Annotated in this window: 23 protein-coding genes; 15 read left to right on the top strand and 8 right to left on the bottom strand. The window is 61.3% G+C overall.

The genetic code is table 11. The features are described 5' to 3' along the window. Positions 1 to 113: 113 nt before the first annotated feature. From FHT77_RS04365 to FHT77_RS04350, 4 genes are all read left to right on the top strand, one after another. The gene (locus FHT77_RS04365; RefSeq protein ID WP_183752809.1) at positions 114 to 1,607 is read left to right on the top strand and encodes a sensor histidine kinase; all 1,494 of its coding nucleotides are present in this window, start codon (positions 114 to 116) and stop codon (positions 1,605 to 1,607) included. After that, positions 1,604 to 2,041 (top strand): response regulator, encoded by a 438-nt coding sequence (locus tag FHT77_RS04360; RefSeq protein WP_183752807.1) that lies wholly within the window; start codon positions 1,604 to 1,606, stop codon positions 2,039 to 2,041. Before FHT77_RS04365 ends, FHT77_RS04360 begins: the two co-directional genes overlap by 4 nt. Positions 2,042 to 2,057: 16 nt before the next feature. Next, complete coding sequence (locus FHT77_RS32030) at positions 2,058 to 3,077, top strand: histidine kinase dimerization/phosphoacceptor domain -containing protein (protein ID WP_183752806.1); 1,020 nt, start codon at positions 2,058 to 2,060, stop codon at positions 3,075 to 3,077. Between the two features lie 236 nt (positions 3,078 to 3,313). Further along, positions 3,314 to 3,685: a hypothetical protein gene (locus tag FHT77_RS04350; protein ID WP_183752804.1), complete on the top strand. Its 372-nt coding sequence runs from the start codon at positions 3,314 to 3,316 to the stop codon at positions 3,683 to 3,685. A 13-nt stretch (positions 3,686 to 3,698) separates the two neighbouring features. Here the strand turns inward: FHT77_RS04350 and FHT77_RS04345 are convergent, their stop codons facing one another. Continuing rightward, the gene (locus FHT77_RS04345) at positions 3,699 to 4,982 is read right to left on the bottom strand and encodes a cystathionine gamma-synthase family protein (RefSeq protein ID WP_183752802.1); all 1,284 of its coding nucleotides are present in this window, start codon (positions 4,980 to 4,982) and stop codon (positions 3,699 to 3,701) included. A gap of 120 nt (positions 4,983 to 5,102) precedes the next feature. Between FHT77_RS04345 and FHT77_RS04340 the strand changes: the two genes are divergently transcribed. The 4 genes from FHT77_RS04340 to FHT77_RS04325 all read left to right on the top strand — a co-directional run bounded on the left by FHT77_RS04340 (position 5,103) and on the right by FHT77_RS04325 (position 10,964). Then, on the top strand, positions 5,103 to 5,561 hold the full coding sequence (locus FHT77_RS04340; RefSeq protein ID WP_183752800.1) for an Lrp/AsnC family transcriptional regulator: 459 nt from the start codon (positions 5,103 to 5,105) through the stop codon (positions 5,559 to 5,561). Between the two features lie 58 nt (positions 5,562 to 5,619). Then, positions 5,620 to 6,321, top strand: coding sequence for an SDR family NAD(P)-dependent oxidoreductase (locus FHT77_RS04335; RefSeq protein WP_183752798.1), 702 nt, complete (start codon positions 5,620 to 5,622; stop codon positions 6,319 to 6,321). A 343-nt stretch (positions 6,322 to 6,664) separates the two neighbouring features. Beyond that, positions 6,665 to 10,462, top strand: coding sequence for a peptidoglycan-binding protein (locus tag FHT77_RS04330; RefSeq protein ID WP_183752796.1), 3,798 nt, complete (start codon positions 6,665 to 6,667; stop codon positions 10,460 to 10,462). Between the two features lie 286 nt (positions 10,463 to 10,748). Then, the gene (locus FHT77_RS04325) at positions 10,749 to 10,964 is read left to right on the top strand and encodes a hypothetical protein (RefSeq protein ID WP_016552681.1); all 216 of its coding nucleotides are present in this window, start codon (positions 10,749 to 10,751) and stop codon (positions 10,962 to 10,964) included. Positions 10,965 to 11,081: 117 nt separating this feature from the next. On the opposite strand, the gene FHT77_RS04320 is transcribed toward FHT77_RS04325, so the two are convergent. Beyond that, the gene (locus FHT77_RS04320) at positions 11,082 to 11,582 is read right to left on the bottom strand and encodes a MarR family winged helix-turn-helix transcriptional regulator (protein ID WP_183752794.1); all 501 of its coding nucleotides are present in this window, start codon (positions 11,580 to 11,582) and stop codon (positions 11,082 to 11,084) included. 54 nt (positions 11,583 to 11,636) lie between these two features. Between FHT77_RS04320 and FHT77_RS04315 the strand changes: the two genes are divergently transcribed. After that, complete coding sequence (locus FHT77_RS04315) at positions 11,637 to 12,041, top strand: GFA family protein (protein ID WP_183752792.1); 405 nt, start codon at positions 11,637 to 11,639, stop codon at positions 12,039 to 12,041. 13 nt (positions 12,042 to 12,054) lie between these two features. Here the strand turns inward: FHT77_RS04315 and FHT77_RS04310 are convergent, their stop codons facing one another. Beyond that, entirely contained in the window at positions 12,055 to 13,260 is a 1,206-nt protein-coding gene (locus FHT77_RS04310; protein ID WP_183752790.1) for an MFS transporter, read from the bottom strand. A 134-nt stretch (positions 13,261 to 13,394) separates the two neighbouring features. Between FHT77_RS04310 and FHT77_RS04305 the strand changes: the two genes are divergently transcribed. Further along, on the top strand, positions 13,395 to 13,949 hold the full coding sequence (locus FHT77_RS04305; protein WP_183752788.1) for a TetR/AcrR family transcriptional regulator: 555 nt from the start codon (positions 13,395 to 13,397) through the stop codon (positions 13,947 to 13,949). A gap of 4 nt (positions 13,950 to 13,953) precedes the next feature. Here FHT77_RS04305 and FHT77_RS04300 read toward each other — a convergent pair whose 3' ends face one another. Continuing rightward, entirely contained in the window at positions 13,954 to 17,457 is a 3,504-nt protein-coding gene (locus FHT77_RS04300) for a PAS domain-containing hybrid sensor histidine kinase/response regulator (protein WP_183752786.1), read from the bottom strand. A gap of 217 nt (positions 17,458 to 17,674) precedes the next feature. Here FHT77_RS04300 and mscL point away from each other — a divergent pair, with 217 nt between their 5' ends. Together mscL and FHT77_RS04290 are read left to right on the top strand one after the other, a co-directional pair. Then, positions 17,675 to 18,115 carry a large conductance mechanosensitive channel protein MscL gene (gene mscL, locus FHT77_RS04295; RefSeq protein ID WP_183752784.1) on the top strand — a complete coding sequence of 147 codons (441 nt, stop codon included), beginning with the start codon at positions 17,675 to 17,677 and terminating at the stop codon, positions 18,113 to 18,115. A gap of 124 nt (positions 18,116 to 18,239) precedes the next feature. Beyond that, a complete protein-coding gene (locus FHT77_RS04290) occupies positions 18,240 to 19,406 on the top strand; it encodes a pyridoxal phosphate-dependent aminotransferase (protein WP_183752782.1) in 1,167 nt (388 codons plus the stop codon). A gap of 74 nt (positions 19,407 to 19,480) precedes the next feature. Here the strand turns inward: FHT77_RS04290 and FHT77_RS04285 are convergent, their stop codons facing one another. The 4 genes from FHT77_RS04285 to FHT77_RS04270 form a co-directional block, all read right to left on the bottom strand. After that, positions 19,481 to 19,792 carry a potassium channel family protein gene (locus tag FHT77_RS04285; RefSeq protein WP_183752780.1) on the bottom strand — a complete coding sequence of 104 codons (312 nt, stop codon included), beginning with the start codon at positions 19,790 to 19,792 and terminating at the stop codon, positions 19,481 to 19,483. A gap of 134 nt (positions 19,793 to 19,926) precedes the next feature. Next, positions 19,927 to 20,268 (bottom strand): hypothetical protein, encoded by a 342-nt coding sequence (locus FHT77_RS04280; protein ID WP_183752778.1) that lies wholly within the window; start codon positions 20,266 to 20,268, stop codon positions 19,927 to 19,929. Positions 20,269 to 20,365: 97 nt separating this feature from the next. Beyond that, entirely contained in the window at positions 20,366 to 21,511 is a 1,146-nt protein-coding gene (cax, locus tag FHT77_RS04275) for a calcium/proton exchanger (RefSeq protein WP_183752776.1), read from the bottom strand. Between the two features lie 87 nt (positions 21,512 to 21,598). Continuing rightward, positions 21,599 to 23,101, bottom strand: coding sequence for a DUF1254 domain-containing protein (locus tag FHT77_RS04270; RefSeq protein ID WP_183752774.1), 1,503 nt, complete (start codon positions 23,099 to 23,101; stop codon positions 21,599 to 21,601). Between the two features lie 260 nt (positions 23,102 to 23,361). Here FHT77_RS04270 and FHT77_RS04265 point away from each other — a divergent pair, with 260 nt between their 5' ends. From FHT77_RS04265 to FHT77_RS04255, 3 genes are all read left to right on the top strand, one after another. Then, positions 23,362 to 23,553 carry a hypothetical protein gene (locus FHT77_RS04265; RefSeq protein WP_183752772.1) on the top strand — a complete coding sequence of 64 codons (192 nt, stop codon included), beginning with the start codon at positions 23,362 to 23,364 and terminating at the stop codon, positions 23,551 to 23,553. Positions 23,554 to 23,846: 293 nt separating this feature from the next. Further along, on the top strand, positions 23,847 to 24,878 hold the full coding sequence (galE, locus tag FHT77_RS04260) for a UDP-glucose 4-epimerase GalE (RefSeq protein ID WP_183752770.1): 1,032 nt from the start codon (positions 23,847 to 23,849) through the stop codon (positions 24,876 to 24,878). A gap of 140 nt (positions 24,879 to 25,018) precedes the next feature. Continuing rightward, complete coding sequence (locus FHT77_RS04255) at positions 25,019 to 26,083, top strand: enoyl-CoA hydratase/isomerase family protein (RefSeq protein ID WP_183752768.1); 1,065 nt, start codon at positions 25,019 to 25,021, stop codon at positions 26,081 to 26,083.

The following is a 26,083-nucleotide window of genomic DNA, read 5'->3' as shown; positions in this document are numbered from 1 at the left end:
AACGGCTCGCCAGTTGCTGCGGGAGAACTGTTGGAGCGGCATACTATAAGGGTGCTATCTTTCGCGGGTGGCTGTGTATACAAGAAGGCGCCCACCGATAATGCGGATGCCTGATGACTTCCACCGCTGCCTTCTACCGTTCCAGTTTGATCATGCTCGCCGTCGGGGTGCTGATCCTGCTTGGCATTGTTGGCTCGTCGATCTGGCTGGTGCGTGCCAACAACAATTACTCCGAGGAGACGGCCTCGCTTCGTCGCGTGCGGAGTTCGATCGTTGGCCTTCTGACAACGGTGCAGGACGCGGAAACCGGCCAGCGAGGCTTTCTGCTGTCGAGCGACCTCAGCTATCTCGAGCCATACGACAAGGCGCTGCAGGCGTTGCCTGAACGCCGCAAGGCTCTGGTCGACAACGTCTCGCCGCTGCCAAACTACGCCCCGCAACTCGATGCCCTGAGCACGGCCATAGACGGCAAGCTGCAGGAGCTTTCGACCACGGTTGCGCTTGCCAAGGAAGGCAAGCTCCCCGAGGCCGTGGCCATCGTTCGCGATGACGCCGGCCGCGAATACATGGATAAGGTGCGCACGATCCTCGGCGATTTCCTCGAGCAGACCGACGACCGTCTGCGCGTCCTCGTGCAGGCGCAGCTCTCGGCCGCCGGCAATCTGCAATGGGTGACGATCGGCGGTGCGATCGCGATCCTGGTCGTACTTGGCGGCGCGATCATGATCATCGTGCAGCATGTGCGCGATCTGCAGGCGGCAACCGACGAGGTCGAACTTCTCAACGTTGGGCTGGAGACACGCGTGCGCGAGCGCACGGAGGAGGTCATCCGCGCCAACCAGGAAATCCAGCGCTTCGCTTACATCGTCACCCACGACCTGCGCGCGCCGCTCGTCAACATCATGGGCTTCCTCAGCGAGCTCGACACGGCGATGAAGTCGGTCACGGCTTACATTCTTGCAGACGACAAGTCGCCGACTGCGGAAGAAATTCGCGAAGCGCGGCAGGCGGTCGAGGAGGACCTGCCTGAAGCTCTCGGTTTCATCCGCTCGTCGACGCGCAAGATGGACTCGCTGATCAACGCGATCCTAAAGATCTCTCGTGACGGCCGCAGGAAGCTTCAGCCGGAGCGTATTGACCTCAAATCCCTGCTGGAAACGGCGGCCGCAAACGTTCAACACCAGCTGTCCGAATCCGACGGAGCGGTGGACATCCGCGTCCGCGCGGGCGCGGTCATCACCGATCGTTTTTCGCTTGAACAGATTTTCGGCAATCTTTTCGACAATGCTGTGAAGTACCAGATGCAAGGTCGGCCGCTGGCGCTTGAGATCGACGCCCGTCCGGATGGTCCGGGCCGCGTGCGGATCGACTTCAAGGACAATGGACGCGGCATCGGGCCTCAGGACCTCGAACGGGTGTTCGAGCTGTTTCGTCGGGCAGGGGAGCAGGATCAGCGCGGCGAAGGCATTGGCCTTGCGCATGTGCGCTCGTTAATACGAAATTTGGGCGGAGACATTACGGTCGAAGCCGAACTCGGCCAGGGCAGCACCTTCATTCTGACGCTGCCGTCCGACCTCACGAAAATCGTCCGGAGCATGGAATCATGAAAGCCACGGGTCAGGAAGTAACGATCGTCATGATCGAGGATGACGAGGGCCACGCCCGTCTCATCGAAAAGAACGTGCGCCGCGCCGGCGTGCACAACGAGATCGTGCCCTTCACCCTCGGCAAGAGCGCGCTCGACTACATCCTCGGGCCGAGCCGCGATGGCGTGGTCAGCAAGGATCGTTATCTGCTTGTGTTGCTCGATCTCAACCTGCCCGACATGTCGGGCCTCGACATTCTCGAGCAGATCAAGAGCAACGAATACACCCGCCGCCTTCCCGTCGTCGTGTTGACGACGACGGACGACGAGCGGGAAATCCAGAAGTGTTACGATCTCGGCGCCAACGTCTACATCACCAAGCCGGTCGACTATGACGGTTTCGCCACCGCGATCCGCAATCTCGGCCTGTTCTTCTCCGTCATCCAGATCCCCTAACGAGTAGCCAATATCTGTGCGCATTCTTTACATCGACGATGATCCGGCTCTAGCCCGTCTTGCCACACGGGTCCTTGCGCGCAGTGATTTCGAAGTCATTCATGCCCCGTCGATCACCACCGGGCTCGAACTGTTCGAAGCCGAGGAATTCGAGGCGGTCGTTCTCGATCACTATTTCGAGAACCAGACGGGCCTGCATTTCCTCGAGGCAATCGCCGAAACCCATCGGCGAACGCCGGTTCTTTATGTGACAGGGTCGAGCGACGCCGACGTGGCGATCAAGGCGCTGAAGGGCGGCGCTGCGGACTACGTCGTCAAGACCGCGACGGACGACTTCTTCCCGCTTCTTATCAGCGCGCTCGAGCAGGCGTTGGAAAATGCGCGCCTGCGCAGCGAGAAGGAAGAGGCGGATCGACAGCTCGTCGTCGCCAAGGAACGCGCGGAACTGCTGCTCGCCGAAATGAACCACCGTATCGCCAACAGCCTTTCACTCGTTTCCGCGATGATCCGCATGCAGATGCAGATCGCTCGCAGCGATGAAACGAAGACTGCGCTTGACGAGACGCAGAACCGGATTACGGCGATCGCCGGCGTCCACCGCAGTCTCTACACGTCAAGTGACGTCGGCGAAGTGCAGCTCGACGTCTATCTGCGGCCGCTGCTGGCAGAGTTGCACGGCACAAGCAGTTTTTCGCGGGGCATAGCGGTCCAATCCGACCTTTGCCGCATATCAACGACCGCCGACAGGGCCGTTGCACTCGGCGTCATCCTGACAGAGCTGGTAACCAACGCGATGAAGTACGCCTATCCCGAGGCCGAGGGCGAAGTGCGCGTTGTCCTGCGAAGAACCGAAGACGGTGGAAATGTGCTGTCCGTCGAGGACGATGGCGTCGGTTTCGATCGGGCGAGCGGGCCAAAGGGAACCGGCCTCGGCACACGCCTGATCAACGCCATGACGACGACACTCGGTGCGGAGATCACCTACGGCCGTGATGGTAAGTCGACGGGCACATATGTGGCCGTGCGCTGGCACTGAGAACGCGATCACGAACGGTCGCGACCGGCAGACCTGGCCTGTCCATGTGTTCCATCGATGCGTCGGGGCGGCGTGTTGAATCGGACAAAGCCCATTGCGCGACACAGAAATGATAATGATTGCCATGCCTGTGCGTGAGGCTTTCGTCTAACCTTTGTCGGAACTGTTTGCTTCCGGGAGAAGACACGCTAGATTTCGCAGGCAGACTGATGAAAGAGCTTTGGAGGAGCGATTTTATGAGACGGATGTGGCCGGAGGAGTTCAATTCCATTCTCGATGGAGCCGAGGAAGTCACGCTGGAACTGCCGGCTGTTGAGCACGAAGACGGCTCACGCAGCGAAGCGGTGAGCCGCAAAGCCCTGAAGGTCCGCATATCCATGGAGGACTATGAGCGCATCTGGCCGCTGGCCGAAATGCGTTACCGTCTCGACGGCAAGATGGCCGGCAAGGCGATCACCCTGATCACCACCAGCCCGCACTATCATCGCTGGCATCCCGCAGATGGCGGCAGCCTCGACAATGTGTCCGACAGCGGCCGCCACCACACGACGAAATATGTCGTCGTGCATTTCCTGCTCGACGATGTGAGGGAAACGGCGGCCGCCTAAGCCGCCGCCCAAATCACGCGGCGTCCAGAGCCTGTTGCAGATCGGCGACGAGATCATCCGGATGCTCGATGCCGATCGACAGGCGGATTGTCGATTCCAAAACGCCGATCCGTTGGCGCACGTCGGCCGGCACGCCGGAATGCGTCATCGTTGCCGGATGGCTGGCGAGCGATTCCGTGCCGCCCAGGCTGACCGCAAGCTTGAAGATCTGCAGGGCGTTCAGGAATTTGAAGGATGCCGGCTGACCGCCCTTGATGTCGAAGGAGAACGTGGATCCGGCACCGGTGCACTGCGCCGCAAAGGTCTTTCCAAGCGGTGAGTTGGCATCGTGATAGGGCAGGTAGTGAATCTTCTCGACCTTCGGATGCTCGCGCAGGAAATCGGCAACGACGCGGGCATTGTTGTCAGCGCGCTCCATGCGGATCTGCAGCGTTTCCAGCGAACGACCGAGCATCCAGCAGGAGTGCGGGTCGAGCTGGGTACCGATGGCGCCACGTAGCGCCTTGACCTGCTTCATGACTGCCTTCGAGCCGAGCGCTGCGCCGGCGATCAGATCCGAATGGCCGCCGACATATTTGGTCAACGAATAGAGCGAAATGTCCGCCCCGTGCTCAATCGGTCGCTGGAAGACCGGACCAAGCAGCGTGTTGTCGCAGGCAATAACAGGCGTATGCCCCTGCTTCCTGCCGATCGCGTCGGCGACGCGGCGGATCATTGCGACATCGACGAGGCTGTTGGTCGGATTGGCTGGCGTCTCGACGAGGATCATCGAGACCCGGCCCTTGGCCATGGCTTGTTCCGCAGCCGATTGCACCGACGCTTCGCTGACGCCGTCGGCGAAGCCCACGGCAGCAACGCCGAGATTGAGGAAGGTCTTTGCCAGCAGCGTCTCCGTTCCACCATAGAGAGGTTGTGAATGCAGGACGGCATCACCCGGCCGGACGAAGGCCAGCAGTGTCGTCGCGATTGCCGACATGCCTGACGAAAAGAGGGCGCAGCTTTCGGTCCGTTCGTAGACCGCAAGCCGGTCCTCGACGATCTCGCTGTTAGGGTGATTGAAGCGCGAATAGACCAGCCCGGCGCCCTTGCCGGCTGGTGGCTCCTTGCGGCCGGAGACATAATCGAAGAAGTCGCGGCCATCCTCGGCAGACTTGAAGACGAAGGTCGAGGTCAGGAATACCGGCGGCTTGACTGCCCCTTCCGACAATTCCGGATCGTAGCCATAGTTCAGCATCTGCGTTTCGGGATGCAGGGCGTGGTTGCCGATGTGGGTCTTGGAAGGGTGCGGTGCGGTCATTGTCGTCTCCTCGCGCGATGCCGTGATGCTCGCAAATTATATCAGAATGCGACGGCTGTTCTTGCTATTTGCCGCGCGGTTATGCTCTCTGAAGCAACTTAGTGCGGAGAATGAAGCATTGTGACGCAGAAAATTGCTGACGAGATGGATCGGAAGATCCTCAAGGAGTTGATGAATGACGCCCGTCTTCCAAACAACGAACTTGCCGAGCGAGTCGGACTCTCTGCATCCGCTTGTCTTCGCCGTCTGCGCCGGCTGGAGGACGCGGAAATCATTCAGGGCTATACGACCCTCGTCGATCCGGCGGTCGACGGCTGGACGATGACGGCGCTGGCTTCGGTTCGGCTCAGCCGCCAGCACGAGGATGAAATCCAGATGTTCGAGAGTGCGGTTCGCGGATGGGAAGAGGTGCTCGAGTGCCATCTTGTCACCGGATCACGGGACTATGTGCTGAAGGTGATGAGTTCGGGTCTCGAGGATTACGAGCGCTTCATCAAGGAAAAGATTGCCCGGCTGAAATGCGTCGATACTATCGAGACCAGCTTCGTGATGAACACGATCAAGGCGCGCCGGGTGTGATATCCGCGAGAGCTTGATCTTGCGCCCAGGTTTCGGACAAAACGACCGGAGGATAGCGATGACCGAGTTTCCCTACCGTTCCGCTTTGATCGTCGGTGCAGGCCCGGGTCTCAGCGCCTCGCTTGCACGTCAATTGACGCGGCGCGGCGTCAAGGTCGCGCTGGCGGCGCGCAACGTTGACAAGCTGAGCAAGCTCGCTGACGAGACCGGGGCGAGGATGTTTGCGGCGGATGCTGCCCAGCCGGCGTCCGTCGCGGCGCTCTTTGACGAAGTCGCGGCAGCGATCGGCGATCCGGATGTCGTGGTCTACAACGCCAGCGGCCGGCTACGTGGCCCCTTGGCCGAACTCGATCCGGCAGCGGTCGAGCAGGCAATTGCCGTTAGCGCCTATGGCGGCTTTCTTGTCAGCCAGCAGGCGGCAAGACGGATGCTGCCGCAGGGACGCGGTGCGATCCTGTTTACCGGGGCGACGGCTAGCGTGAAGGGATATGCCCAGTCGGCCGCGTTTGCCATGGGCAAATTCGCGCTTCGCGGTCTTGCCCAGAGCGCTGCCCGTGAACTCGGGCCGAAGGGCATTCACGTCGCCCATTTCATCATCGACGGTGGAATCCGATCGGAGATGCGCCGGGAGGATCCGGCCAAGCCGGATGCGATGCTCGACCCCGATGCCATCGCGCAAACCTACATCGACGTTCTGCTGCAGCACAGGAGCGCCTGGTCGCAGGAAATCGAGGTACGACCGTGGACGGAATCGTTCTGATACCAGCCTAACATGCGCACACCGCCTAACGTTGCGGGCGTGGCACGCGCAGGTCGATTTTGACACGGAAACCGGTTGAAAATCCTCAAAAGTTAAAAAAATCTCACGCCGATTAACGGGTTGTTTACCACGTTTCGTGAATGGTGCTGTCTGAGCATTGGCGACTTGCATTCCTTTTTTCAGTCTCGCGTTTCATGGGAATGCCGCTACGCCGTACAGGTTGAGGAAAGTCTAATTGATTATCCCTTCATGGACGGTGCTCTCGTCCGCATTCCGGTGCGGCGGTGACGGAAGCCAATGATCGACCCTGACGAGGGTTCGGACAGATGAAGCGAGCAAGAAGATGAACGGATCGCGATCAAATTCCCCACGGCATTCCGACAGGGCGTCGCTCGATGCGCTGAACCGCACCATCGAAGGTCTGGAGGCGAGGATCGAGGGCTTGATCGGCACCAATCCACGCGATCAGCGTCAGCGCGCTCCCGCGCCGGAGCGTGAGATCTATGCCGATCCCTATGTCGCCCGCGCGCCCCATGCGTCCGAAGCGCGACCCGATCCTTTCGCCGAAATTCGCCAGCGCCAGCGCATCCTCGAAGCCAGCCGCGAACGCCCGGCAGCGCGCGAGCCGGCTTCTTACACGCGCGAGCAGCCGGCGGCCGCTCCGCGTGCACCTCTTCCGGTCGCCGAACGCGCGCCGCTCGCCCCGGCTCCGCAACCGGGCAACAGAGCCGCCGAAGACACGATGACCGAGATCGCGCAAGCGCTGGTCAACCTTCGCCAGGACCTGAAGCGTGACATCTCCGATGGCGTGACCCGGGAAATGAATGCGCTGCGCGACGAAATCCGCAGCATCAAGGTTGGAGCGGAAGACCGCCGCTTCGCCGATGACATCCGCGCCGATATGAGCCGGCTGGCCAGCAGCATCGACCAGCTTGCGGGCCGTTCCAACGCGCCCGAGGCGCAAGGCTTGCGCGGCGAATTCGAAGAACTGCGCTCGCTGATGGACGGGCTCGCACGCGAAGATTCGATCCGCCACATGGAAACCCGCTGGGACGGATTCGAGAACCAACTGCACGCGCTCGACACCGCAGGCCTGCAGGAGGAGCTTGTCGCGCTCGCCTACCGGCTCGATGACATCAAGCGCCATATCGGTGGCATGGGCGATAGCCCGGCCGTGCGGGTTCTCGAAGACAAGCTTATCTCCATCGCGACGGCGATGGAGCAGTTCGGCAGCATGATCCAGCCGCACGACCGGGCGATGTCCGAGCAGTTTGCGGCGATGGACAGCCGCCTCGACGAAATCAGCCGCGCCATCGCCGCAACCAGCCGTGCGGCCGCAAGCGGCGATCCGGCCATGATGCATCGCCTCGAAGGCCGCCTGAATGCGCTTGGCGACCAGATCGACATGATGGGCCGCAGCGTTGCCAGTCGGGCCGCGCCGACGGATGCCCTGGCGGATCGGCTCGAAACCCTAACGCTGCGCGTCGAGGAACTTGCCAACGCAGAGGCAACGTCGCGCCTCGATGAACGTCTGGAGCACTTGTCCTACCTGCTCGAGCGAAATCACAAGGCTGCACCGCAGCCGGAGCTGACAGGCGCACTCGCCGACATCTCGCGCAAGATCGATGCGCTCGAGACCGGTTCGGTCAATGATGCGCTGGCGCAGCGCCTCGACTATCTCGCCCGTCGTATCGACGAGATGGACTTCCAGCCGCTTCAGCCGGTTGCTGCACCAGTGGACGACAGCGCCTTCCGCCGCATCGAAAGCAGGCTTGGCGATATCGCCGCACGCCTCGAGGAGAGCACTGCAGCACCGGCGGCCGACCCGCATGCGCTGAAGAGCCTTGAGGATCAGATCGCAAACCTGTCGGCGCTGATGAGCGAGCCGCGACCTGCGGCCGAGCTGCCGGCGGAGTTCGACAGGCGGATGGGCGCCATCGAAGACTACATGGCGACCAGCGACGAATATATCATCGAGGCTGCCCGCCAGGCGGCGGAAGCAGTGGTCGAGGCCTATGCGAGAAGCGGCGCCCTGCAAGGCGGTGCACCGGCAGCCGCTGATATGTCGGCGCTGAATGCGCTTGCCGAAGACCTGCGCCAACTGGAAGATTTGAGCCGCAGCAGCGAGGAGCGCACGCACAAGACCTTCCAGGCCCTGCATGAGACGCTTGTTCAGATCGCCGAGCGCCTCGACACCATGGAAGATCGCCCCGTCGCAAGACCGGCGCCGAGAATGCCTATCGCCGATGTCGAATTCGCGGTTGATCCCTACGCGATGATGCAGGCTGGCGCCGAAGACGCCCTGAAGCCCGTTGCGTTCGGAACCCGTACATCGGTCAGCCGCGAGCCCGAGGTTGCCGAGGAAGCACCCCTCGTTCCGGTCATGGCGGCAACGGATACCAGTGTGATCGCGATCGAGGCAGCGACGAAGACGGCAGCCTCTCCCTCGAAGGGCAGCCTGCTTTCCAGCCTTGGCAAGCGTCTGCTGCCCAGCAAGAAGGCGACGGCGGAAACGGCCGTCACCGAACGGACTGTCGTCGATCCTGCGCCGTCGATCGATCCGGTCGATGTGATGCCACCGGAGGCCGCCAATGAGCCGCTTGAACCGGGCTCGGGTGCACCTGACATCAAGAAGATTCTGGAGCGGGTGCGCGCCAGCCAGAACGCTGCGCGGACAAACGCCAAACCGGCAACGGAAAACGAGCGCGCCGACTACATTGCCGCCGCCCGTCGCGCTGCGCAGGCCGCCGCCATGGAAACCGAGCCGACCGCCAAGCCGCAGTTAGCGAAGGCCGAGAAGAAGGCAAAGGACAAGGATACGACCAAGGGTGGCGCCTTCTCGCGCTTCCGCCGTCCGATCCTGCTCGCCGTCGGCGCCGTTCTGTTGGCGATCATGGCCTTCCCGTTGGCCCGAACGCTGACCAGCGGCCAGCCGGCGCCGTCCGCCGAAGTTGCAGTACTGACGGATTCGTCCAGCAATGTCCTTCCGGTCGATAGCGAAACCGCACCCGACCAGGTGGTAGCAACCGCTCCGGCAGTCCCGGCCGAAGAAGCCCCTGCCGTGCCGCTCGCAAGCGCCGATCCAACGCCCGCGCCGGCCGTACCCGACCACTTGACGGCGACAGCACCATTGAATGGCGATGCGGCCGCTCCACTTGCGCCCTCCGGCACTCCGCAGGATGCCTCCGGCTTCGTGGCCAAGGATACGGCCCCGGTTGCCGCTGGCGTGGCCGCCGCGCCCGCCCCGGCGGCGGAAACAGCCGGCATCGCCATTCCGGACGTCGTGCAGCCGAAGTCGCTTGCCGATGCCGCCAAAAGCGGCGACCCGCTGGCACTTTTCGAGATCGGCGCTCGCTATAGCGAAGGTCGTGCCGGCATTGCCGCCGATCCGAAGGAAGCGGCACACTGGTACCAGCTCGCCGCCGACAAGGGTTTCGCGCCGGCTGAATACCGTCTCGGCAACATTTATGAAAAAGGCACGGGCGTTGACCGCGACGTCGCCAAGGCGAAGCAGTATTACGAGCAGGCCGCCAGCAGCGGCAACGCAAGCGCGATGCACAATCTCGCCGTGCTTTATGCATCGGGCGCGCTAGGCCAGCAGGACTACAAGGCGGCCGCGGACTGGTTCATCAAGGCGGCCGACCTCGGCATCGCCGACAGCCAGTTCAATTTGGCGATCCTTTGCGCTCGCGGCAACGGCGTCGTGCAGGACCTGACCGAATCCTACAAGTGGTTTGCGATTGCGGCCAAGGGCGGTGACAAGGACGCCGCACAAAAGCGCGACGAAGTGGCGAACGCGTTAAAGCCTGATCAGCTGGAGAAGGCGCGTGCCAAGGCTGACCAATGGAAGGCGGCACCGCTTGACAGCAAAGCGAACGCTGTCGAGGCTCCTGACGAGTGGGTCGGCAACGCCACCAAGACCTCGACCGTCGACATGAAGAAGGCGATCCGCAACATCCAGGCGATCCTCAACAACAACGGCTTCGATGCTGGTCAGCCGGACGGCGCGATGGGCGCGAAGACCGTCGCGGCGATCAAGAACTTCCAGAAGTCGGTCGGCCAGGAGCCGAGCGGCAAGATCAACGACGATACGGTGAAAGCTTTGCTGGAGCGCAATAAGGGCCCTGCCACCAAGGTCTGATGGCAGCGCGCCAGGCTCCTGGGGCGACGCGCCTGCTCGCGTGGGCAGGCCCGTGCAAGCTTCGCCGAGTATTTATGGGCAAGCTTGGAGTCCGTTCATGCGGCTCAGAGGCGGGCGGTTGTATCTATCGCAGCTCAAGAAGAATAAATTTCGCATTTGGCGCGTGTTGTTCCAAAAATGCCATTTGCAAAATATTGCAACTATGATTCTTCTTGCTGCGTAAGTGCTCTGCGTATCGTGATTCGGTGAATGTCTTTGATGCTGAATGATTTGGCGGAGATTCCGAATGATTAGTCTTGATATTGAGAGTTGGGCGCTGACGCGAGCTCACCATATCGTCCTGAACGAGGGGTTGAATCTTGCGAAGGCGGCGCAAGATCTGGATCGCAAACGGTCGCGCACACTGGTTTACGAGCTTCAGAAAGTCATTGCTGCCGCCATCCTTGAAGCCCATGCGGCCTCGTTGAATTCCGACAGGCAGCTCGCTGCCCAAGAGACCTGATCGCAGTCCGTCGCGGGAGCCGCCGGTTCAAGGGGTAGAGCCAGGCGCCTGCTTTGCGTCTTCTTCGTTGCGATTCTTTTCTGGCAGCTTGCATCGGTCGACTGGACAAGCGTCTGCCTATGGTTTGCCGGCCTCAGCGTCGAGGGTATCGATCAATCTGGCCATGACGAGCCGGGCTGCCTCGAGCTCGGTGGCGGTGAAGGACTGCCCGAGCCTGTCGGCCCAATCTGCTTGCGCTATTTCGATAGCGGCGAGGCGGGCTTCACCCTCCTTCGTCAGCTGTACGAGCTTGGCGCGCTGATGCTGCGGGTTGTCGACGTAGCTGATCAGCCCATCATCCTCCAACGTGTCCGCCAGCCGCTGCACACCCTGCCGGGCGACCCCGAGCATCCGGGCGATCTGCGCGACGGAATGTGTGCCGTTTCGCGCCCCCGCGAGTACCTGCCAGCGAGCGCTCGTCTGCCCGGCGGGCCTTGCCAACTCATCGCCGGCGGTGGTCAGGCGACCGGCAAGCCGCAATGCGGTGATAGCAAACAGCGAGAACGCATCGCCTTCCACCGTCCGCTTCGAATGGTTATGTTTGACAACATGTTGTCGTTTTGGTATCTCGTCAATCATGACAACATATTGTCATTATTGGGAGCTCTTGCAAAGGGCCGGAGGAGGAATTCCATGAAGAAGACCTATACGGGCAGCTGCCATTGCGGCACGATCCGCTACGAGGTCGATGTCGACCTGCAGGCTGGCACTGGGCGTTGCAATTGCTCGGTCTGCAGCAAGCGGCGTTATTGGGGGGCCATTGCTAAGCCCGAGGATTTCCGTCTGTTATGTGAAGAGACGGCGGCTGGCGATTATCAGTTCGCAACGATGAGCGGCCATCACCGCTTTTGTACCACCTGCGGCCTGCATGCCTACGGACACGGCCATATCGAGGAGATCGGCGGGGACTACGTGTCAATCAACGTTGCCTGTCTCGACGACATATCACCAGAAGAGCTTGCCGCACTGCCCGTCCGCTTCATGGACGGGCGCCACGACAACTGGTGGAACGAGCCCGCGGTGACGAGTTACCTCTAGACGCTGAAAGGCTCTAGCCGCAGGCCGGGACTCTCGCAGCCCGGCCGCGCTCGGCGCGAAGACCGAGCAGCCCGGCTCCGCTCACGAGAATGATCGCCGTCGCATAGAGGTCGGCGGTTATTTGGTAGCCGAGCGATTTGGTCAGGAAGCCGGCGAGGATGGCCGGCAGGCTGAAGGCGAGGTAGCTCTGGATATAGAAGGCGGACAGGAGGCCGGCACGCTCATCAGCCTTTGCAAGTGGCATGATTGTGCCGATTGAGCCGAGGAAATTTGTGCCGAAGCCCGCGCCCGTCAGGAGCGTGCCGATAAGCAGCAGCGGGACGTTGCCGAGATGGACGCCTGCGACGACGGTCAAAATTCCAAGTGTGGTCGCGGCCGTGCCGAAGCCGAGATTGGCGGCGCCGGACGTGTTCCTCCTGCAATAGACAGCCACTGCGCCCGATACCATCAACGCGGTCACGATCGAGCCACCTGTGAGCGGCGCCCGGCTGCCGGTTGTGCTGGCAACCAGTGAGGGGACCAGCGAGAGGTAGAACCCGCCAAGCGTCCAGTTGGCGATGTTGATCGGCGTCACCAGGGCGAGCGGGCGTTTCACCTGCGGCGGAATTGAGATCGTCGGTTTCAGCGAGTTCCAGAAACCCGGCCGGCGACCACCGGTTTCGCCGGTCGCCCAGATCGCGGCGGCCTGTCCTGCGAAAGCAGCGAGCAGGATCGCATAGACGAGATGCAGCGGGAACGGTCCGTACTGGATCAGAGCGCTGGTGCCGATGGCGCCGACGGCCATGCCGGAAAGCGGCGCGATCGAGTTGACGAGTTGGCCCTTGGCCCGGTCGATATCGACAAGGGCTGCGCCGATAGACGCGCCGGCAATGCCGGTTGCCAGTCCCTGGACGATCCGCGCGGCAACCAGCCAGCCGGGACCGCTTGCCACAACGAACAGCCCCATGGCGATGATCTCCAGAATGAGCGCCGTGAAGATCACCGGCTTGCGACCGAGGTGATCGGAGATCGAGCCGGCGATCAGCAATGCTGCGAGGAGCGCGAATGCGTAGACCGCGAAAATGACGGTGATCAGCACCGGCGAGAGGGCAAGATTTTCCTGATAGATCCGGTAAAGCGGCGTCGGCGCGGCCGATGCGCCGAAGAAGGTTGCCAGCGTAATCGCGTGGAAGCGGATCGGATTGCGTGAGGTCTCTGTGGAATTGGCGGCGCGGAACATATATAAGCCTCTTAAAGCTAATTCATTGCGTTAGCCATTTAGGTCGACTCAACGCTAAAAGCAAATAATTTGCGTTAACGGATCCGTCAAAGATTTTGAACCATGCGCCGGGCAGGAAGACAGGACTTAAGAATATGGCAGCTAAGGAAAATCTCCGCCCCGGTGGCCGCAGTGCCCGAGTGCAGGCGTCCGTGCATCAAGCAGTGCGCGCGCTGCTTGCCGACTTGGACCGGGCCGATGTCACGATCCCACTGATCGCCGCAAGGGCGGGTGTCACGCCCTCAACGATTTACCGTCGCTGGGGCGATCTGCAGGAACTGCTGGCGGATGTCGCCGTCGAACGCCTGCGCCCCGACATGCAGCCAATCGACACCGGCAGCGGTCGTGGGGATCTCCAAGCTTGGGCGGAGCAATATGCCGAAGAAATGTCCTCGGGCATCGGACGCGAGATGATCCGCGACGTGCTGGCCGCGCAAGACAACGCCAACGCCTGTCAGTGCTCTGCCTTCACGCGAGAACAGATGCAGCTGCTGAGCAACCGGGCGCTTGCCCGTGGCGAAAGCTTTCCGACTGTCGATGCCGTCATGGATCAGGTCGTTGCACCTATCGTCTACCGCATTCTGTTTGACGACGCGCCGAGTCCGGAGCGCGTGCGTGGCCTTGTGGCCGAGGTAATGACCAAGGCCTAGCCGCTCACTCGGCTGCCGCGCGCTTATGCGCCGAAATCTGCGTAATGTGGGCCCTGAGCGCCGCCGGGCGTACCGGCTTGTGTTGGATGCCGATTCCGTGTCGCTCCGCTTCGGCGCGCACCTCCGGCGTCCGATCCGCCGTGACGATCAGCGCCGGGATGAAGGCGGCGAACCGTTCCCTCAGCGTCAGAATGGCGGCAACGCCTGTGCCGTCGCCAAGGTGGTAGTCGGCAATAACCAGGTCCGGAGGCGGCTGACGGGCATCGAGCCCACTGATGGCGTTTAGCGAATCGACGCATTGGACCTCGCAACCCCAGCCGCTGATGAGGAGCTGCAGGCCTTCCAGGATGTGCGGCTCATTGTCGACGCAGAGGACCTTCAGTCCCTTGAGGCTCTGCGCCGAATGCTCGACCGGCTGCACCGCGCCAACCGATTCGACCAGCCGGGACGTCTCGCGCGGCATGACGATGCGGAAGTCCGTGCCCTTGCCGTGCGTCGAATGCAGTTCCACCGGGTGATTGAGAACGCGCGCGATGCGGTCGACGATCGACAGGCCGAGGCCCAGTCCAGAGGCCGTCTTGGCACCCTCGTCGAGCCGGGCGAACTCCTTGAAGACCGTCCGGAACTTCGACGGCGGGATGCCGATCCCCGAATCCATCACCTGGATCACCACCTGGTTTCCGCGCCGCCGCGCGCCGACCAGCACCTTTCCGTCGACTGTGTACTTGATCGCGTTGGAAACGAGGTTCTGCACCAGGCGGCGCAGCAGGTTCGGATCGGAACGGACCCTGAGCGTGGTTGGCATCACCACCAGTTTCAGCTTCTTTTCGCGGGCGATCGGCGCGAAGTCGGTCTGAATCCGCTCCAGTAGATCGGAAAGCGGCACCGAGGCTAGCCGTGGCCGCATGGCTCCGGTATCGAGCCGCGAAATATCCAGCACGGCTCCAAGGATGGTCTCTACCGATTCCAGCGCGGAATCGATGTTGCGAACGATGGCGCTGCTGTCGGACTGGCCCATGCGCTCGACCAGCGCCGATGAGTAGAGCCTGGCGGCATTGAGCGGCTGCAGGATGTCGTGGCCGGCGGCGGCAAAGAAGCGCGTCTTGCCGAGATTGGCTTCATCCGCCGCTGCCCTTGCCTCGCCGAGTTCGTGGTTGACGCGAGTGAGCTCGGCGGTTCGTTCGGCAACGCGCTGTTCCAGCGTTTCGTTCGCCTGCTTCAGCGCCCGGTCGGCTGCAACGCGTTGGGTGATATCGGTGAAGGTCGCCACGATACCTTTGTCCGGCATTGCGTTGGAGCGCACTTCGATGATCCGCTCGCCGCCGCCGAGCACCAGCGCGAAGGGCTTGTCCAGCGTAAGGAAGTGACGGACGGTGTGGTGCACGTCGCCGGCTGGAATATCGCCGCGCTGGCTGAGGATCGCCACGATGTCAGCCAGCGGGAAGCCGACTTGTCCGGCGTTTTCGGGCAGGTCGAGCAGTTGTCGGAAGCGTCGGTTCCAGATCGTCAGGTTGTTCGAGCTGTCGAAGACCGCGATGCCCTGGTCCATCTGCGAAAGCGCTGTCTGCAACATGTCCTGGTTATATTGCAGCGCCTCGCTTGCCTGGTCGAGCAGCCAAGCCGTATCGGCGGAGGCGTCCTCCATCTTCTGAAGGATCAGCGACAGAACGAGCCGAGCGGAGGAGGATCCGATGGCGCTGCCGAGCAGCTGCTCGGTGAAGTGAATGAGCGCCATGTCCGCCGGCTGATCGTCCTCCAGCTTGCGGCCCGAATTCTGTTGATAGGTCTGGAACGACCGTTCCATGCGCTCCTCACCGAGATAGCGCGAGATTGTCGCTTTCAGGTCGGCGATGCTGATGCGAGTTTTCCAGCCGCGCGTCGCAAACTGCGAGCGGGACTGCCGCTTGACGAAGATGCCGGCCTGGATGCGTTCGAGCGGTCGCGCATTGCGGGTCACCGAACCGATGATGAAGAAGGCCGTGTTGACGAGCAGGCTCATGACCGTGGCATTGACCAGCGGGTCGGCGTCGGGCCCGCTGAAAACCGTCGTGCCCGGAAACAGGAATCCAAGGACCGCCCTTGCGACGGAAGAGTAGTCCGGTCCGCCAAGTGATGGGAGGAACAGCAGGTAGATCCAGATCACGAAGCCGGAGGTCAGCCCCAGGATGGCGCCGCGCGCGTTGGCCCGCCGCCATAAGAGGCCGCCGAAGAGCGAAGGCGCCATCTGGGCGATGGCGGCAAAGGAGAGCAAGCCGATCGAGGCAAGCCCGGTCGTGCTGTCGGTCGATCGATAGTAGGCGTATCCGAGTAAAAGCACGGCGAAGATCGCACTGCGCCTGACGTTGAGCAGGGTTTTGGCGAAGTCGTTGCGCTGTCCGGTACGGTCGGTCAGCTTCCGGTGCAGGAAGATCGGCATGATGATGTCGTTGGACACCATGATCGACAGCGCCACCGATGCGACAATCACCATGGCCGTTGCTGCCGAAAACCCGCCGATAAAGGTGATCAGCGAGACAACAGGCATCTGCCCGGCGAGCGGCAGCGAGAGCACATAAAGATCCGCATTGCCCCCACCGCCGAAGGTTAGCAGGCCGCCGATCGCTACCGGCAGCACGAAGAGATTGATGACGATGAGGTATAGCGGGAACAACAATCCCGCGAGCCGGAGCTCCCGCGCCGTCCTGTTCTCGACAACCGTGACGTGGAATTGTCGCGGCAGCATGATGATGGCGAAGGCCGACAGCAGAATGAGGGTGATCCAGCGGCTGAGCGGCGTCTGATAGTGAAGCGCCGAGAGCACCAGCTGGTTTTCGGCGGCCCTCTGCCAGAGGTCGGACGGGCCGTCGAACAGGAACCAGATCACGCAGACGCCGGCCGTCAGGAAGGCGAACAGCTTGACGACCGACTCCATGGCAATGGCGAGGATCAGTCCGTCCTGGTGTTCGGTTGCATCGGTGTGGCGCGTGCCGAACATGATCGCGAAGCAGGCGAGGACCAGAGTGACCAGCAGCGGCAGGTCAAGGAAATAGAGATTGCCGCTGCCGATGCCGTAGTCCGACGGATCGAGCATCGCCGTTACGGTGGTGGACACCGATTTGAGTTGCAGCGCGATGTAGGGGATGGCGCCGACCAGCGAGATCAGCGCAACGATGGTCGCGACCGTGGAATTCTTGCCATAGCGCGCAGAAATGAAGTCGGCGACGGATGTCAGCTTTTCCGCCTTGGCGAGCTCGATGATCCGGCGCAGCAGCGGCATGCCGAGCGTGAACATCAGGACCGGTCCGATATAAATCCCCAGGAACTCCAGCCCGCGCTGCGATGCCTGTCCGACGCTGCCGAAGTAAGTCCAGGATGTGCAATAGATCGCAAGGCTGAGTGCATAGACGACCGGCCGCCCGCCTGGCGGCGTGCCGAACATCCGCCGCTTGCGATCGCCATGGCTTGCCACGGCAAAGAGCAGCAGCAGATAGCCGAATGCAGATGCGAGTATGACCCAACCTGGCAGCATCGAACCTCCGCCAGCGCACCACGCGCCGGCTCTCCCGGATGCTTCGAGACTACGGCAATTCCCCACCTTTGAACATCAGGGGGCATCTAGGCATTAAGTCAAAGGCCGCTCACCCCAGCCGATATTCTGTAATTAGCGATTGAATAATTGCATCGAAGATGTAGCTAATGAAAACAATGACCTGTCAGTGAAACTGCATCAGAGGGAGACGGATCGGATGCTCAACGAGTTCAAAGCATTTATCGCCCGCGGCAATGTCATGGACCTTGCAGTCGGCGTCATCATCGGCGGTGCGTTCGGCGGTATCGTCAAGTCGTTGGTGGACGACGTCATCATGCCGATCGTCGGCGCTCTCTTCGGGGGCTTCGATTTCTCGAACTACTTCATCGGTCTGTCGTCCAACGTCAATGCGCCGACTCTGGCCGCCGCACGCCAGCAGGGTGCGGTTCTTGCCTATGGCAGCTTCATCACGGTCATGATCAACTTCCTCATTCTCGCCTGGATCATCTTCCTGATGGTCAAGGGCGTGAATACGCTGCAGAAGCAGGTGGACAAGCAGCTGAAGCTCAAGCAGGCCAAGGAAGAGGACGCTCCGCCACCGGCCGATGTCGCGCTTCTGACTGAAATCCGCGACCTGCTGGCCAAACGCCCGGCCTGATGGCCTTGAGCCCGCCGACGAAGGCCGGGCTCGTCCATCCATCACGAAAAACGATATTGCATCACCGATTGTCATGGGATTTGCCGCCGCTTTTGCTTTAAGTAGGCGCAAGCCGGAGTGATGCATGTCGATTGTGAGCAGCCTTAGCCCGCGCGCCGTCCTGGCGCCCGAAAGCGGGATCGTCGAAGTCGTCAATTATGCCCGTGGCCGTGATGGCCTGCTGCCGCTTTGGGTCGGCGAGGGGGATTTGCCGACGCCCGAGTTCATCAACAAAGCGGCGATGGATGCGCTTTCCGGCGGCGAGACCTTCTATACCTATCAGCGTGGCATTCCCGAGCTGCGTCAGGCGCTCTCTGATTACTACGCCAGGCATTTCGGCGTCACCCTGCCGGTCGAGCATTTCTTCGTCACCGGTTCCGGCATGCAGGCGATCCAGATCGCCGTGCAGGCGCTGACCTCGCCAGGCGATGAACTCGTCTACTTGACCCCTGCTTGGCCGAACATCGCGGCAGCCCTGGAAATTGCCGGCGCGCGTTCCGTCGCAGCCGAGCTGAGTTTCGAAGGTGGCAAATGGGCGGTCGATCTCGATCGCATCGCGGCAGCCATCACGCCGAAGACCAAGGGACTGTTCATCAACACGCCGTCCAATCCAACTGGATGGACCGCAAGCGAAGACGACCTTCGGGCCATCCTGGCGCTGGCGCGCACGCATGATCTCTGGATCATGGCGGATGAGATTTATGCCCGCTACTACTTTGCTGGCGGTCGCGCGCCGTCTTTCCTCGACGTGATGGAGCCGGACGACAAGGTGATGTTCGTCAACTCCTTCTCGAAGAACTGGTCGATGACTGGCTGGCGTGTCGGCTGGATTGTCGCGCCGCCACAGGCCGGTCAGGTGCTCGAAAACCTGATTCAATACTCGACGTCGGGCGTGGCGCAGTTCATGCAGCGTGGCGCTGTAGCGGCCCTGAATGACGGCGACAGCTTCGTGCAGTCCAACATCGACAAGGCCAGGCGCTCCCGCGACATCTTGTGTGACGCGTTGATCGCCACGAACCGTGTCGAGACGCTGAAGCCGGACGGCGCTCTTTATGCATTCCTGAAGATCGACGGGGTGACCGACAGCCGCGAGGCGGCGATCGACATCGTCGACAAAACAGGTGTCGGCCTGGCGCCGGGCGCGGCCTTCGGTGCGGGCGGCGAGCTCTTCCTGCGCGCCTGCTTCCTGCGCGATCCGGCCCAGGTCCAGATCGCGGCCGACAGGCTGTGCGACTACATCCTGAAGCTCTGACCGAATTTGCGGCATATCACGCGGCGCCAGCCAGCTCATGAGCTGGCCTCGTCGCTCCACTCGGCCTCGCCGCTCTACTCGGCTTTGCCGCGACCTGCCGCGTCAAGCGCCTGCACGCTGGCGGCAGCAACTAGGCCGGTCAGGACGATTCCGGAGAGTCCGATCGGCAGGATGAGCATCCGCGCCACAGTATGCTTGGGCGCAAGGTCGCCGTAGCCGATCGTGAGACCAGTTACGAAGGTGAAGTAAAGGGTTTCACCGATCCGCCAACCCTCGATCCGACCGATGACAAACCCGGATCCGATCATGATGACAAGGACTCCCGAGAAGATAGGCCAGAGTACGCGAACCTGCTGAAGCAGCGCGGCAAAGAACAGCCGTCTCATCCGTTTGGCTTGGTTCCTGGAGCCTGCCGACATCGTCATGTGCCTTTCGAGATCGCGTGCGATGCATGCTACGCCTGCAAACGGATAAATCGCCCTGCGCGACGTTGTGTCATGGAAAGGGTGCCAAGAAGGTTTCAGTCACCAGGACCGTCATCATAGTCATCGTCGTCGTCATCATCGTCGAACTCGGTAGGGTCGACCACGGCGACTAAGTAGACGCGCCAGCTTCGGTCGTCGTCGGACAAGGACGCCTTTGCTGTCACCGGCCGCTGCTGCCAAATCTCAAGCTCCGGTGGCGAAGGTTCCCGCAGCCCTATCGGCGAAACGCCGTCCCAGAGCGAACGGCCCTCATTTTGCAGCACGCGGAGATCGCGCAGCAGTGTCCTGTCGGTGAGCCGGGTTGCGGCATCGACATCGTTTGCCGCTTCAAAGGCGATGACACCGCGCCCCGAGACTTCGGCCACATAAACGGTCATTTTCGATCCTTTCGCGAGATGACTGGACGGCATGCGAAGGCGAAGTAATTCGGCGACACGCTCGTCAACCCGCCTGCCGTGGGATGGCCCCGTGGCATCACGACGGATTAGTCGGAGGCAAGACAAATAACGTGAACGCGAAAATTGCATAAAGCGCCAGAGCCATGACGCCGACATACCAAGCCCCACGGCCGCCATTGGACAAGAGGGCCGCGGCCAAGGCGGCGACGATCATCATCGTCACGGCGCCCCGCCAAAACTGCAATGTCATGGGTTCCGGGCCGATGAAATAGCTGACGAGCACCAATACCGGCGCGACAAACAAGGCAATTTGGGCTGCACTCCCCAGCGCAATCCCGACACTGAGGTCCAGCCGATTTGCACGAGCGGCGGAAAACGCTGTGGTCATCTCCGCCGCCGCACCTACCAAAGCGACGACGATGAAACCCACAAATGCCGGCGTCATCCCGAGGTGCTCGGCGGCAGCCTGAACAGAGCCGACAAAGATCTCGCTGACCAGTGCGACCAGCAGCGTCACGACCACCAGTATGGCGATGCTCAGGCCAAGCGGCCATAGCTTTTCGTCTTCTTCCGCGTGGCTGACGCTTGCGAAAAGCTCGCGGTGTGTCCGCAACGAAAACAACATGCCCAGCGCATAGACGGCAATGAGAAGGATCGCCAATCCAAGGCTCAGCTTTTGGGAGACGTCAAGTGCGGGAGGCTGGTCCACCTCGCTGATCAGTGAAGGAACCAGGACCGCAATCGTCGCGAGGAATAGCAGGCAGGCCTGAAAGCGAGCATTGACCCGGTTGAATTCCTGAACGTGATGCTTGAGCCCCCCGAGCAGGAACGACCCTCCCAGCATGAACAGGGTATTGGTGACGATCGCGCCGGCGAGCGACGCCTTGACCAACAGGTATTGTCCGGCCTGCAAAGCCGCGAGCGAGATCACGAGTTCGGTCAGGTTCCCGAGCGTAGCATTGAGCAAGCCGCCGACGGCGTCTCCGGTCCTGGCCGCAACCGCTTCGGTTGCGCGGCTGAGGAGCGCGGCCAAAGGTACGATCGCGACGACCGAAGCAAGGAACAACAGCGTGTGGCGATCGGGAAAAATCCGTTCCAGAAGAATGACGACAGGTACGAAAACGATCAGCCCGAGAACCGGTGCGTGACGGATTTCGTCGATGACAACTCTTCCCACCGAAGACGGCGGCGCGATGGAAGGCCTTTCCCCAAGATTGCCCATATCTTTTATCCGGAATCGGAGCGACCTAAGACGAAGCCTACCACCTTTCATAATTGCTGTCGCGACGTCTTGAACGTGTGGTGAAGGCTATTTCAACTTGACGACGTCATCCGGTTTCCATGTCTGGTCGAAGAATTCCACTCCAGTTCCATAGAGACGCACAGCGGCAATGAAGTCACGGCCCGCGACCGTCTGGATCCAGTTGCTGTCAGGAGCCTCCGCTGGTTTGGTCGCTCCGAAATAGAGGTCGACCGATCCGTCATCGTTGGTCTTCACCTTGTAGAAGGCATTGATCGACGGCAGGAGCTGCTTTGTCTCGGGCATCGAGCCATCGGTAACATTGTACGCTGTGACGGCCCAGAACAGCGCGGCGGGCGGGTGCGGCGGCAGGTGTAACTTGTAGGAATTCGAGCCGTTCAGGAAATCGCCATCCGCATCGCGGGCTGTGAACGGATACTTCGAACCTGCGTCGAGAGTTCGCATGACCATGGCGGGAGCTGAGGAATAGGCGAATTGGAAGTAAGAGGCGCGCTGCAAGACATCCAGATAGCTGTCCTGCATCCATTCGGCGGTGCCGCCCGCCCAGATGTTCTCGTACTGCCGATCCGTATAGTACAGATTGCGCTTATCGGGACGGCCGAGCTGGCGGCTTGCCAGGATCATCTTGGGTGCGGTTTCGATAGCTTTCTGCAGGGCGGCGTTCTGCTTGTCGGTGGGTTCAAACGGCTGGCCCTTGATGATGCCGACCGAGGCGAGCACGCCGCGGGTCACAGGATCGATCGAGGCAACGGGCTCGTAGTCGACGAACGCCTTCAGTTTCGTCCAGTAGGTGCTGCCCGTCGGATACATCATATTGACGCGCTTGCCGCTGGCGTCGGGAAACTGCATGGGCTTCACGTCCTTCTCTGGAGCCCAGAGGGGGTAGACGCGCGTCCGCTCGGCATTTGCGGCGGCCGGAGCCGGGTCAGGTCCGTTCTCTCCCTTTGCCATGATGGTGCGGAAGAACAAGAAGACGTTGTATGTCGGCGACTTGAATGCGAAGTAGCCCTTCGGTACCTCCCCGTCATAATCTGGCGGCAACAGCAGATATAGCCCGCCCCGCGCCCTGTCGGGACCAATCGCGCCGACATCGGTGAGTGTGTGCTGGTAGAAGTCAGTAAACATGCCGATGACGTTCGGGGGCGCGGCCACGACCAACGGCCCGTCCTTCTTGAGGTCGAGATAGCTCATCGAGTAGATGACGTCGGCGTTGGGCGTTGGAACCCATGTACGGCTGTCCATGCGCTCCTTCCAGATCGGCAAGACATTGTAGCCGGCGCCGAAGGTTGCTTCCGAACCGTCCCGCATGCCGATGGTGTTGAGAATGGGCAGCGTCAGGACATAGGCTTGTACGGCGTTCTGATAGTAGAACTCATCGCGAAGCGACTCCGCTTCCTGCTGCGGCAGCCAGTTTCCGTTGTTGATCTGCTCCATGAGAGGAGGGATTTTACTGTCGTCCTGCGCACGGAGCGGCGAATTGCTCATGGAAAGTACAACGCCCGTGAGCGACGTCAGAAGCGAGGCATACGCCAAAGCCGCAAGCCGGTTCATTGGGGAACTCCTAAGAATGAGGAACAGATCATTCGCCGGTGGATCGGGCCATTCTTTTCGCGTTCGCGTAAGTACGTTACGGTAAATTTTGCAACGGGTGGACGATCGTGGACGCTCGGAGCGCCGGGAGCCCGAAGACAGCGCCCTACCCAAGACCCGTCGCCTCGTTCAGCCTTCGGACCCCAGACAGCCAGCATACCGGCTATACAGCTTGGACATGTTTGGTGTAGCAATTCCCTTAGAGGTTTAGGGGGTGCATCTTGGTCAAGAAGATAATTTCCCTCGTTCTGGGGACGGTTTTGGTACTCGCCGGGATCTACGGCCTTCTGTATCTGCTGTTTTTCACCGTTGATCCCGTCAGAACTCTGTATTTCCTCGTTCCCATCGGTTTGTTCGCCGTTGGGATAGCCATTCTCTGGGAAGATCTGACGGCATTCATTCGACGCGATTGAAACTTGGAAGGTTGGTTGTCGCCAACGGCGTTCACATCGCCGCTTAGGCGACCGGCGCCCCGATGGTACTTTGTCTGTTCCGCAGCAACATCCGGTTGATCGAGAGCGTCGGATTCCGAAAATAGTCCCCCGAAACGGCACATCCATAAAATTGTAACAGAGCTCGAAATCCGTCCCTAACCAAGCCGTCAAACTTACCGGCGTGGAAGCCCTTCGGGGCTCATTCGATAGGAGATTCTGAAAGGAAAAACGGCGTCAGATGCCCCCGCGTGAATGAAGCGGGGATGTGGGATATGGCAATTTTGGTCACGGGCGGGGCGGGCTACATCGGCAGCCACATGGTCTGGACATTGCTGGATGCAGGCGAAGACGTCGTTGTGCTGGACAACCTTTCGACCGGGTTTCGCTGGGCGGTGGCTCCGCGCGCACGCTTCTATCTCGGTGATGTCGCCGATGCCCAGTTGCTGAAGACGATCGTCATCGAGAACGACATCGAAGCCATCATTCATTTTGCCGGCTCGGCGATCGTGCCCGTATCCGTCTCAGATCCGCTTGCCTACTACGACAACAATTCCGGCAAGACGCGGGCGCTATTGAGCGCCGCAATCAATGCGGGCATCCGTCATTTCGTCTTCTCCTCGACGGCAGCGGTTTACGGTCCGCAGATGACGTCCGAGCCGGTCAAGGAGACGGCGCCGCTCAATCCCGAAAATCCTTACGGCCAGTCGAAGCTGATGACGGAATTCATGTTGCGGGACGCGGCGGCGGCCTACGATTTCGACTATGTCGCGTTGCGCTACTTCAACGTCGCCGGCGCCGATGCGCTGGGGCGTACGGGCCAATCGACATCTGGCGCCACCCACCTGATCAAGGTCGCCTGCGAGGCGGCTCTTGGTAAACGCAGCGGCGTGCAGGTTTACGGCATCGATTATCCGACCCATGACGGCACCGGCGTCCGCGACTACATCCACGTCAGCGACCTCACCGCGGCTCACCTGAAGGCGCTGCAGCATTTGCGCCATGGCAGCGGCTCACTGGTTGCCAATTGCGGCTATGGCACCGGCTATTCGGTGCTCGACGTGCTCAATATGGTCACACGCCTGCACGGGCATTCCTTCAAGGTTCACATATCGCCGCGGCGTCCGGGCGATGCGGCAAGTGTGGTCGCGGACTCAGGCCTTGTCCAACGCGTTCTGGATTGGAAGCCGAAGCACGATTCGCTGGAGACGATCGTGCAGAGTGCGCTCGACTGGGAACTGTTCCTGATGAACCGCAACGTCGACGATCTGCAAAGCCTTCACCGGGCGCTCGCCGCCTCGTTCTGAGAAACAAAGCCCATCCCCAGTCCCAGCCATCGACTATGCCGTCGAGTGCGTTAAGGTGGCATGACGCTTGGTAGCGGCGTTTTCGTCAAGGCGAGCCCGGATCGTGATACCAACGCGCAACGGGAAGCGAGGAGGTCAGCATGCGGGACGAGGTTCAGCAGAGTGAGGTGATTGTCGAACGGCGCGCCTCGGCCGGCATCATCCGTCTCAATCGACCGCGTGCGCTGAACAGCCTGACACTCGACATGGTCCGCGCCTTTGCCGCTGCAATGGACGACTTCGCGGCGGACGCCAATATCGCCACCGTGATTGCGTCGGGGGAAGGGGACCGCGGATTCTGCGCCGGCGGCGACATCCGCGCACTGCATGAAAGCGGCCGGGCCGGTACTGATCTGGCTATGACCTTCTGGCGCGAAGAATTCCGCCTGAATCACCGGATTGCCACCTATCCGAAGCCCTATGTGGCGCTGATGGACGGCATCACCATGGGCGGAGGTGTCGGCCTCGGCTCGCATGGCCGCCACCGCGTCGTGACGGAGCGAACCAAGCTTGCCATGCCGGAAACGGGTATTGGGTATTTTCCGGATGTGGGGGCAACCTGGCTGCTGCCGCGCGCACCCGGCGAAGCCGGCACCTGGATGGGTCTCACGGGCCTGACCGTCGACGCGGCTGATATCATCTATGCCGCGCTGGCCGATCATTACATCGCATCCTTCCGGCTGCCTGACGTCGTCGATACGCTGGCGGAATTGCCCCGAAACGCAGGGACGCGCGATGTCGAGGCGGTGCTGAAGAACCTTTCCAGCGATCCGGGGACGAGCGCCATAAAGAGCAACCGCGACCTGATCGAACGTTGCTTTCATTTTGGCACTGTCGAGGAAATCATCCATGCGCTCGAGAAGGAGCCCGGCGAATTTGCCGCCGAAACACTGCGGGTCATTCAGACGCGCTCCCCGACCAGTCTGAAGCTTGCGCTTCGTTTGTTGCGTCAGGGAAGGCAGAGCAGAAACATCGCCGAATGCCTGAACCACGAGCTCGGCGCCTGTCAGCAGATATTGAAAAGCCCGGATTTCTACGAAGGCATCCGCGCCGCCATCATCGATAAGGATCGCAACCCACACTGGATGCCGGCGACACCGGAAGCGGTCGACCAGGCGGCGATCGATGCCTTCTTCCGGCCCGCCGAGCCGCCGCTCGCGCTCTGA

It is taken from the genome of Rhizobium sp. BK181 (assembly GCF_014193305.1).
Lineage (GTDB): Bacteria > Pseudomonadota > Alphaproteobacteria > Rhizobiales > Rhizobiaceae > Rhizobium.
Note: the sequence above shows the minus strand (reverse complement) of the source record. Positions and strands in the feature narration are given on the sequence as shown.

Bases quoted from the DNA above. Each gene is read 5' to 3' on its own strand.
- FHT77_RS04365 (WP_183752809.1), top strand. From the start codon at position 114: ATGACTTCCACCGCTGCCTTCTACCGTTCCAGTTTGATCATGCTCGCC.
- FHT77_RS04360 (WP_183752807.1), top strand. From the start codon at position 1,604: ATGAAAGCCACGGGTCAGGAAGTAACGATCGTCATGATCGAGGATGAC.
- FHT77_RS04350 (WP_183752804.1), top strand. From the start codon at position 3,314: ATGAGACGGATGTGGCCGGAGGAGTTCAATTCCATTCTCGATGGAGCC.
- FHT77_RS04345 (WP_183752802.1), bottom strand. From the start codon at position 4,982: ATGACCGCACCGCACCCTTCCAAGACCCACATCGGCAACCACGCCCTG.
- FHT77_RS04335 (WP_183752798.1), top strand. From the start codon at position 5,620: ATGACCGAGTTTCCCTACCGTTCCGCTTTGATCGTCGGTGCAGGCCCG.
- FHT77_RS04330 (WP_183752796.1), top strand. From the start codon at position 6,665: ATGAACGGATCGCGATCAAATTCCCCACGGCATTCCGACAGGGCGTCG.
- FHT77_RS04325 (WP_016552681.1), top strand. From the start codon at position 10,749: ATGATTAGTCTTGATATTGAGAGTTGGGCGCTGACGCGAGCTCACCAT.
- FHT77_RS04320 (WP_183752794.1), bottom strand. From the start codon at position 11,582: ATGATTGACGAGATACCAAAACGACAACATGTTGTCAAACATAACCAT.
- FHT77_RS04315 (WP_183752792.1), top strand. From the start codon at position 11,637: ATGAAGAAGACCTATACGGGCAGCTGCCATTGCGGCACGATCCGCTAC.
- FHT77_RS04310 (WP_183752790.1), bottom strand. From the start codon at position 13,260: ATGTTCCGCGCCGCCAATTCCACAGAGACCTCACGCAATCCGATCCGC.
- FHT77_RS04305 (WP_183752788.1), top strand. From the start codon at position 13,395: ATGGCAGCTAAGGAAAATCTCCGCCCCGGTGGCCGCAGTGCCCGAGTG.
- FHT77_RS04300 (WP_183752786.1), bottom strand. From the start codon at position 17,457: ATGCTGCCAGGTTGGGTCATACTCGCATCTGCATTCGGCTATCTGCTG.
- mscL (WP_183752784.1), top strand. From the start codon at position 17,675: ATGCTCAACGAGTTCAAAGCATTTATCGCCCGCGGCAATGTCATGGAC.
- FHT77_RS04290 (WP_183752782.1), top strand. From the start codon at position 18,240: ATGTCGATTGTGAGCAGCCTTAGCCCGCGCGCCGTCCTGGCGCCCGAA.
- FHT77_RS04285 (WP_183752780.1), bottom strand. From the start codon at position 19,792: ATGAGACGGCTGTTCTTTGCCGCGCTGCTTCAGCAGGTTCGCGTACTC.
- FHT77_RS04280 (WP_183752778.1), bottom strand. From the start codon at position 20,268: ATGACCGTTTATGTGGCCGAAGTCTCGGGGCGCGGTGTCATCGCCTTT.
- cax (WP_183752776.1), bottom strand. From the start codon at position 21,511: ATGGGCAATCTTGGGGAAAGGCCTTCCATCGCGCCGCCGTCTTCGGTG.
- FHT77_RS04270 (WP_183752774.1), bottom strand. From the start codon at position 23,101: ATGAACCGGCTTGCGGCTTTGGCGTATGCCTCGCTTCTGACGTCGCTC.
- galE (WP_183752770.1), top strand. From the start codon at position 23,847: ATGGCAATTTTGGTCACGGGCGGGGCGGGCTACATCGGCAGCCACATG.
- FHT77_RS04255 (WP_183752768.1), top strand. From the start codon at position 25,019: ATGCGGGACGAGGTTCAGCAGAGTGAGGTGATTGTCGAACGGCGCGCC.